The sequence below is a fragment of the Alteromonas sp. AWJ4_199 genome, assembly GCF_056159165.1.
This window is the reverse complement of record NZ_JBSWUR010000006.1, coordinates 1-864: the sequence shown is the minus strand read 5'-3', so window position 1 is coordinate 864 and position 864 is coordinate 1. Positions and strand designations below refer to the sequence as shown.

The 864-nt window shown below is 45.6% G+C and carries 1 protein-coding gene; it reads left to right on the top strand.

Annotated features, from left to right (window positions below; genetic code table 11):
• Positions 1–76: 76 nt before the first annotated feature.
• Positions 77–864: transposase (locus ACXAER_RS19560; protein ID WP_474832223.1), on the top strand; the 788-nt coding region annotated here is incomplete at its 3' end.

Sequence of the window (864 nt, the reverse complement as noted above, 5' to 3'; positions counted from 1 at the left end):
GGCTCTTCATCATTAACGGGGGACATCCGCATTCATTAAACTGATTTTGCGAAGAATCATTTAATGGAGAGTACAGATGTCCCACGCAGGTACTATTTTAGGCATAAGTGAGTTAGAAATAGAACGTGTTCATCGACATGATTTTATTGAAGTGTGGGCAAAGCCCACTAAAAAGCCGCTATGCAAACATTGTGAGAGTCGACATTTACGCATAAAAGCCACACATAAGCGTACTGTGAAGCACACGCGCCAAGGTAATCAGGTGCTAACACTACATTTAAAGGTACCTAAGTATCACTGTCGATGCTGTGGTCGTTATTTCAGGCACCCTTTTGTTGGGATCCGGCCACGCTATCGGGCGTCGGAGTGCTTTCGCTTAGAAGTCTTTGAAGCGCACCACGGTGGTGTTACGCAGCGTGGTATCTCACGCACACATCGCATTAGTCCCACTACGGTAGAGCGTTGGTACCAATCACACATCAGCCAAAAATATAAAGAGATTATCAGTCGCCCCTGCCCAGAGATGCTGGGGATAGATGAACACTTTTTTACCCGTAAGAAGGGTTATGCGACGACGTTTGTAGATTTACGACATCGTAGTGTGTTTGATGTAAAACTGGGACGTTCTGAATTAAGTTTACGCTCGTACTTACGCCACCTTCCCAATAAAGAGAACGTTAAGCTCATCGCGATGGACTTATCGGAAACCTATCGTGGTATTGCCAAACGCTATTTCCCTAATGCTACGATAGTCGCTGACCGTTTTCATGTGGTGCGCTTGATAAACCATCACTTCTTAAAAGCGTGGCAGCAACACCACCCTGAAGGACGTAAGAATCGGGGTTTACTTAGTTTGATGCGACG